This is a genomic window from Roseovarius sp. 217 (assembly GCF_000152845.1).
In the GTDB taxonomy this organism is placed as follows: Bacteria; Pseudomonadota; Alphaproteobacteria; order Rhodobacterales; family Rhodobacteraceae; genus Roseovarius.
On the sequence record NZ_CH902585.1, the window covers coordinates 221,243 to 228,374 of the forward strand.

At 57.6% G+C, this 7,132-nt stretch carries 8 protein-coding genes and 1 riboswitch; of the genes, 3 read left to right on the top strand and 5 right to left on the bottom strand.

All coding sequences use genetic code 11. From position 1 onward, the window contains the following. The first annotated feature begins 32 nt into the window (after positions 1-32). Both ROS217_RS20910 and ROS217_RS24475 read left to right on the top strand, forming a co-directional pair. Positions 33-242, top strand: a complete 210-nt coding sequence (locus ROS217_RS20910) for a hypothetical protein (protein ID WP_009819828.1) — start codon at positions 33-35, stop codon at positions 240-242. A gap of 6 nt (positions 243-248) precedes the next feature. After that, positions 249-383: a copper-binding protein gene (locus ROS217_RS24475; RefSeq protein ID WP_009819829.1), complete on the top strand. Its 135-nt coding sequence runs from the start codon at positions 249-251 to the stop codon at positions 381-383. A gap of 79 nt (positions 384-462) precedes the next feature. On the opposite strand, the gene thiC is transcribed toward ROS217_RS24475, so the two are convergent. The 5 genes from thiC to ROS217_RS20935 form a co-directional block, all read right to left on the bottom strand. Then, the gene (gene thiC, locus ROS217_RS20915; protein WP_009819830.1) at positions 463-2,265 is read right to left on the bottom strand and encodes a phosphomethylpyrimidine synthase ThiC; all 1,803 of its coding nucleotides are present in this window, start codon (positions 2,263-2,265) and stop codon (positions 463-465) included. Between the two features lie 113 nt (positions 2,266-2,378). Beyond that, positions 2,379-2,500: riboswitch (TPP riboswitch) on the bottom strand. A gap of 318 nt (positions 2,501-2,818) precedes the next feature. Then, positions 2,819-3,991: a replication initiation protein RepC gene (gene repC, locus ROS217_RS20920; RefSeq protein ID WP_009819831.1), complete on the bottom strand. Its 1,173-nt coding sequence runs from the start codon at positions 3,989-3,991 to the stop codon at positions 2,819-2,821. A gap of 226 nt (positions 3,992-4,217) precedes the next feature. Further along, positions 4,218-4,877: a hypothetical protein gene (locus tag ROS217_RS20925; protein ID WP_009819832.1), complete on the bottom strand. Its 660-nt coding sequence runs from the start codon at positions 4,875-4,877 to the stop codon at positions 4,218-4,220. 61 nt (positions 4,878-4,938) lie between these two features. Next, positions 4,939-5,940 (bottom strand): IS30-like element ISRssp4 family transposase, encoded by a 1,002-nt coding sequence (locus ROS217_RS20930; RefSeq protein ID WP_009817807.1) that lies wholly within the window; start codon positions 5,938-5,940, stop codon positions 4,939-4,941. A gap of 137 nt (positions 5,941-6,077) precedes the next feature. Beyond that, positions 6,078-6,347 carry a hypothetical protein gene (locus ROS217_RS20935; protein WP_040651979.1) on the bottom strand — a complete coding sequence of 90 codons (270 nt, stop codon included), beginning with the start codon at positions 6,345-6,347 and terminating at the stop codon, positions 6,078-6,080. Between the two features lie 197 nt (positions 6,348-6,544). Here ROS217_RS20935 and ROS217_RS20940 point away from each other — a divergent pair, with 197 nt between their 5' ends. Continuing rightward, positions 6,545-6,886, top strand: coding sequence for a hypothetical protein (locus tag ROS217_RS20940; RefSeq protein ID WP_009819929.1), 342 nt, complete (start codon positions 6,545-6,547; stop codon positions 6,884-6,886). Positions 6,887-7,132: the final 246 nt, after the last annotated feature.

Consider the following 7,132-nt stretch of genomic DNA (forward strand, 5'->3'; position numbering starts at 1 on the left):
ACACCGATTGGCGTAACAAGAAGGAGAACCCAATGCGCAAGATTCTACTGACTATCGTGACCGTGATCCTGAGCACACCAATGGCCATAGCCCAAATGAGCAAAATGGAAGGGATGAATCATGGTACAATGACCATGGACAAGGCTTCTGCCGAAGAAGCCATGCTCGTTGACGCGACGGTAAACAGCATCAACGAGGATAGCGTGAACGTCAGCCATGCTCCAATCTCCGAGATCGACTGACCTCAAATGACAATGGAAATGCCATTTGCGAAAGAAGCCGAGGTGATGCTTGGAATTTCCGTTGGCGACAAAGTTGTCATGACCCTTGTGATGGGTGACGATGGCATGCCGCGCGTCACCACGTTGACAGTCAAGCAATAACAGCACTGCGCCGCAGCAAGCTTGTTGCGGCGCAGTTTCTTCTAGATGGTCCTATGCCTGCAAGAGGTTGAGGATACGTTCATTCATCCAAGGGCACGTAGAGATCGCCGGCCTCGCGGAATTTTTCCGCCATCGCCGCCATACCCTCTTTCTGCGCCTCCGCGCGGATATCGTGGCTGATCCGCATGGAACAGAACTTTGGCCCGCACATCGAACAGAAATGCGCCACCTTATGCGCCTCTTTGGGCAAGGTCTGATCATGGAAATCGCGCGCGGTTTCAGGATCAAGCGACAGGTTGAACTGATCTTCCCACCGAAATTCAAACCGCGCCCGACTAAGCGCATCGTCACGGCGTTGGGCACCGGGCAACCCTTTGGCGAGGTCGGCGGCATGGGCCGCGATCTTGTAGGTGATGACGCCGGTTTTCACGTCGTCGCGGTCGGGCAGGCCGAGATGTTCCTTGGGCGTGACATAGCAGAGCATCGCACAGCCGAACCAGCCGATCATCGCCGCCCCAATGCCGCTGGTGATGTGGTCATAGCCGGGCGCAATATCAGTGGTGAGCGGCCCGAGCGTGTAGAACGGGGCCTCGTGGCAACACTCAAGCTGCTTGTCCATGTTCTCCTTGATCTTGTGCATGGCGACATGGCCCGGCCCCTCGATCATCACTTGGCAACCCTTGGCCCATGCAATCTGGGTCAGTTCCCCCAGTGTCTCCAACTCTGCGAATTGCGCGGCGTCATTGGCATCGGCGATAGAGCCGGGCCGCAGCCCGTCGCCCAGTGAAAAGCTCACGTCATACTGGCGGCAGATGTCGCAGATGTCCTCGAAATGCTCATAAAGGAACGACTCACGGTGATGATGCAGGCACCATTTGGCCATGATCGAGCCGCCGCGCGATACGATCCCCGTCACCCGATCCACGGTCATCGGCACCATGTGTAAACGCACGCCTGCGTGGATGGTAAAGTAATCCACGCCCTGCTCGGCCTGTTCGATCAGCGTGTCGCGGAACACCTCCCATGTCAGGTCTTCGGCAATGCCATTCACCTTTTCCAAGGCCTGATAGATCGGCACGGTGCCGATGGGCACGGGGGAATTGCGGATGATCCAGTCTCGGGTGTTGTGGATATTGCGCCCTGTCGAGAGGTCCATCACCGTATCCGCGCCCCAGCGGATTGCCCAGACCAGCTTGTCCACCTCTTCTTCCATCGAAGAGGTGACGGCGGAGGTGCCCATATTGGCGTTGATCTTGACCAGAAAATTGCGGCCGATGATCATCGGTTCCAATTCCGGGTGGTTGATATTGGCCGGGATGATGGCGCGACCCGCCGCGATCTCTTGGCGGACGAATTCGGGGGTCACGTAATCGGGGATATTGGCCCCCCAATCGTTGCCGTCGCGGTGGCAGGGTGTCAATTCGCGCAGCTGGTTTTCGCGGAGGGCCACGAATTCCATCTCGGGCGTGATGAGGCCTGCGCGGGCATAGGCCAGTTGGGTGGGGGCCGCCCCCGGTTTGCCGCGCAGCGGGCGGGATTTCACCGGGAATTCCGGCACCAGCCTCTCGCCCGTGACAAAGCCATTGTCCTCGGGCTTGACGTGACGGCCCTCGTACTCCTCCACATCCCCGCGCGCCATGATCCACGAGCGGCGGAGCGGCGGCAGGCCTTGGCGAATGTCGGTGGTGAGGTCCGGATCGGTATAGGCACCAGAGCTGTCATAGACCGCAAGCGGGGCCTCGCCTGCGGTTGGATGGGTCGAGATTTCGCGCATGGGCACCGCGATTTCGGGGTGCAACTGGCCATTCACATAGATTTTCCGTGAGGCAGGCAGAGGGCCGGTGGTCACGCTTGGGGTGATGTCTTGGGTGGGGACGTTCATGTTGGTGCTCCTCGAGTCACGTTCTGCAAAGAGACCAGATGAGCGTGGCTAAGAGGCATGAGGGCATGGGTGTGCCCCCCGGTTCAGACCACAGGATACGCCCCATTTCGGCGAAACCACGTGTCCTAGCTTCCTACGCCAGTATCAACTGGGTCAGGTTCAAAGGGTCGCGACACTGAGCAATCGCTCTCAGCCGCCTCTCAGTCCCTTGGTCGGGACTCCCCTGCGTCCCTCTTGGGTATCGTCAAAAACCCAGGCTGACAAGTCTCTGGATCGCCCAGTCATATCAAGCCACATCATCCAGCGCGATGATCTCGTCTTCAGGAAGACTTAAGATGTAGCAAATAGCAAAGTGCAGGAATCTCGGCGGCTCTGCGAAACCAAATCCGGACGCTGCTCTTGTCTCGCTTGGATGAACGTTAAGTCGCAGGTCGAGCAACCGATTTGTGAACCCCCGAAGGTTAGAAGTTTCCAATGCAGACTCTTGCGAGTTGGTCCTTCGGAGCAGGAATAACATACCGATGTCCTTCGGGAGGACGCCGAGCCAGTCAGTTTATTTTGCCAAGAACACATCCATGCGGCGCTGTTTCAGAGATAAAAGACCGGCATTGATGTTTAACCTTCCGGCCTTGCCCCGCCGGATCATCTCTCGCATCAATCCGCCCGGATTGCGCACGGGGTATGTGGGATGATCGCGCCCAGCATTGACGAGAAGCACACAGAGCGCCAATCCGTGATCTCCAAGGGCATTCTGGCCCTCGAACCAGACTGAAAGATGGATATCGAGCATTGGCAATAACTGCCAGGCAGCTTCGATGATGTGGCGCTCCCTGATGGGCCGGTTCTGCTCCCGGCTGGCGTCAAGCATCATGCGAAGTCCGTCACCTGCAATCTCGTAGAGGTTCTCGGGCGTCAGAGTGGATGGTTGGGAACAGGAAGGCGATGGCTGCGTTTCAAACTTTTCATTTTCCTCGTATTTTGCGGAATTATCCACAGCAGACGGCTCTTCTACATTTTGAGAGTCTTCTTTGGTGCTCTGTATAAAGGGCCGGAAGTTTTCCGCTGGTTCGCCGGAAGAAAGCCCATGTTTTTCAAACCAATCATCGATGCTGTTGCATAGATCGGAACTCGCCTGCAGGTGGGCGGTAAGCCGGTCCAGACCAAGACGGCTTAACGCATCGCTGCGTGGCCATTCCTCGAAACTGACGAGGATCTCTGCAACCTCGGGATCTTTGATAGCCGAGGAGGGCAGGGCAGCGATGCACCGTTTCATGTGCCGCAAACGAAGGGACCGAAGGTCCTTCAAAGCGCGCAAATACCTGCGTTCCGCGCGGAGCCGATCGCGAAGGCCGATGAACTCATCCAGTCGCGCGATCAGCGGAGTCAGTATCAAGCCTAGGCCAGCGCGCCCATAGCGGGCCCCATTCGCCGCGACGCGTTTCACGATCAGGCCGAGCCTGGCCAGCGCGGCCTCATCCGTTCGCAACTGGCGCGGTGTCTTGCCGAGCTCGACCGCTGCGAGGTCTTGCGCGCCAAAGAACACCGGCTCTCGATGCGGGGACGTCCAATCGGATGCGCAGGTGCGTCCGATAAAATAATTCAACACCGCGAGGCGCGCCGGGCGCAGACCGATATGCGGGGCAACTTCTGAAAGTAGCGCCATGACAGCGCCTTTGGTCCAGCCGTCCGGCAGGGCGGGGTGGGTTTGGATCAGGGTCAGGGTCAATATCTTGTCCTTGTCAGGGTGGGACAAGGCCGCAACAGGGCAATCGCATCCCAGCAAGAGATACGTTTTTTTGTTGCCTTGGCTGTCGGGGCTGCTAGAGCGGGGTCACAGTTTGTTTTGACCTATCGGAACGTCAATTCCGTTGTTCTTTGAGCCCCTCGCATGGTTGCCGCCTTGCGGGGGTTTCTCTTTTTCGGGTGTCGAGTCCTTCTGTCAGGGGTAAGGGTCAGTAATTGACCTGCTCAGATCCGTAGGTGCCCTCGTGATCTTCCCAATCGACAAAGACGGCACGGGCCCGGATGCTCGGACAGGTGGCCCCAAAACCCTCGTCGCCCTGGAAAGCTGGCGGCAACTCGTCCGGGGACGCAATACGCCATCGAAACTGCCCCGTGCTGTCGTATGATCCATGCCGGATCAGGGCCGTGCGACGACAATGCTCGCCTTCGCCGACCACGCCTTGGGACAGTTGGGTATCAAAAACATCAATCGAGCGGATGAAGGCAAAGGCGGACCCGCTGACATCGATATCAGCCCCGCGCCCGACGGCTTGCGCGAGATGGAGGGTTTCCGTCCGGGGTACCGGAGAGGCTTCTGGTCCCGGATCGAACCCCGCCAGCCTGTAAAGGCGCTCGACTGCGTCCGGCGTTTCAAGCACCGCATGCATCGGGCAGCGCCAGATTTGCAAAGGTGGCTCGACCGGCCAGGGTGTGATCCGGCGGATGAACTCCGCGCGCGCCCGGGCACATGGAACCGACGCAGGCCAGCCGCCTGCGAGGCACAAGAGAATCGCGCAATCGATCTGGTAACCCTGTGCGGCCGCGGGGTCGGGCTCGAGCGGCGCGAGGCCCATCGCGATCATCGCGGCGGTTGAGAGGAGCCACCTCATGACAGGCCGCCGCTGTGAACTCACGCTGAAGCGCAATTTCTGTGGGGTCATTTTATCTGGATCATGGCCCTCCTTCCATCAGTTTTGCCCGGAATACCTCAGCCGGTGTTTGATACCCCAGACACTTGCGTGGGGTCGCGTTGAGGCGGTCACAGATTGACCTCAAATATCGATCTGTGAACGCCGTGGGATCAGCCTTGCGGGACAGGTAGCGGCGCAGGCGATTGTTGGTGTTCTCGACCGTTCCTTTTTGCCACGGCGACTGAGGATCGCAGAACCATGGTTCGACGCCCAGACCATCCTTTAGATGCTGCCATGCGCTGAACTCAGTGCCGCGATCAAAGGTGATGCTGCGACGCGCTTCAGCTGGCAGGGGAGACAGGTTGGCGATCAGGCTCTCCATCACCGGTTTTGACTGGCGATCCGGGTTCTTCAAAACGAGAGCAAACCGGCTGACACGCTCGACCAGAGACGTCACATTGGCTTTGCCAAACTCCTTGCGGAACATCACCAGGTCGCACTCCCAGTGACCGAACTGGTCACGTTCGGCTATCGCTTCAGGGCGGTGCGCGATGGCCAATTCATCAAGGATATGACGCCCATGATGCCTCCGAGTTCCACGTGGCCTGCGGCGATGGCGATGCATGGGTAAGTGGCGGTAGAACTTCTCAGCACGGCCGGCTTTTGAATAGGCATATCGATAGATCGTCTCGTGGCTCACACGCATCGGATGGCGTTCCAGGCGCATACGTCCTGCAATTTGTTCAGGGGACCATCCGGCGTCAAAACCACACCGCACGGCAGCCATGATCTCGGGATATAAGATCAGCTTGCGATGCACCGCACGGCGATCTTCGCTCCGATCCTGCGCGGCCAACGCATGATAGCCGTTCAACTCAGGTTGATCGTCGAAACGGCACGAGTTGCGCTTGATCTCGCGGTAGATTGTCGATGCATCTCTGCACAACCGATCAGCGATCTCTTTGATTGATATCTTCGCTTCAAGCCATTTGGCCAGATTACGCCGTTCGTCGAGGTTCAGGTGAGGGTAGCAGCGTCCCATAAATTAACTCCATGCAATTCAATACCTTGTTAAAGAAATTGCACTTCATTTGTGAATTCACCCGCTGCTAAGCCATTGTCGCATAATAAGACTTATGTTAATTGTGTCATAATTACTGACATATTTTGCGCGTCGTTTCATTGGAACATCTCCTGGTAAGCGTCAAGCACAAGACGGACTTCGGCCTGCGCGGAAGCTGATGCCGCCGCAAGGCAATTCAGATAGGTTTGTGCCTCATCGAAGTAGGCGTTGAACTCGGCTCTGATGTCGTCGCCGTACTCGTTCAGGAGCGCAGGCGTGGTCGCCAGCTCCGGCCGCAACGGCAACATGCAGTCCATCGCCAGCGTCTCGGCACGTGCCGAGATGGCAAGTAGGCTCAGTATGGTAAATACCGATAACCGCGACATCTGGTGGTCTCCCGACAATCTGGGGGCGAATCGTGTGCTCGACCTATCACCGAAAAAATATCGTAATCAATCAAAAGATATCTATTGACCTCGTAAAGTGTTTTCCGCTACGTCGCCGCATATCTTGTGACATGCACTGTTTGAAGCGGTGCAAAAGCAGGTTACTTCCGTAGGAACTTCTTTCCTTCGGAGGCAAAATGGCAGGAACAAAATACCCCGTGATCCTAACATCGCACATGCAAGAGGCGATCGAGGGTGGGGCATGGATCGAGGTGGAATGCGTTGAAGCCCCGGAAAAGGGCGGCAATACGCATAGGGGTGGCTGGACGGTTTTCGTCTGCTCCAATGACGGTCAAGGCGGTGTGCACCGGTCGGTCTATGTGACCAACCGGGATCTGAAACCACGCGTCTTCAAGACCGCAGCAGGGCTCATGAGCTTCTGCCTGGAGCTCGACGCAAAGGTATTCAGCTGCCCTCTCCGAGAAGGTGAGAGAGGCACGTGGGAGTTTGAGACGACAAGGTATCCTACCAGCGGCTAGCCTCGTTCTCTGGGGGCTTTCAGGCCCTTCCACTCATGCACAATCCGTTATCGATCTCGATGCTCCAGACCGTATTGGTCGACTGACCAGTAGCGTTCTCGACTTTGCAAGACCCCAACCCGAGCAAAGCGACGGTGTCGCACGCTCTGAGGTCGTCCCTCTTGATTCACCACGCCTGTCTCCGCCGCGGGCCCCATCGGGCCGCCCTGCGATCGAGACCATGATCCTTGATGTGGGGTCGGTCTA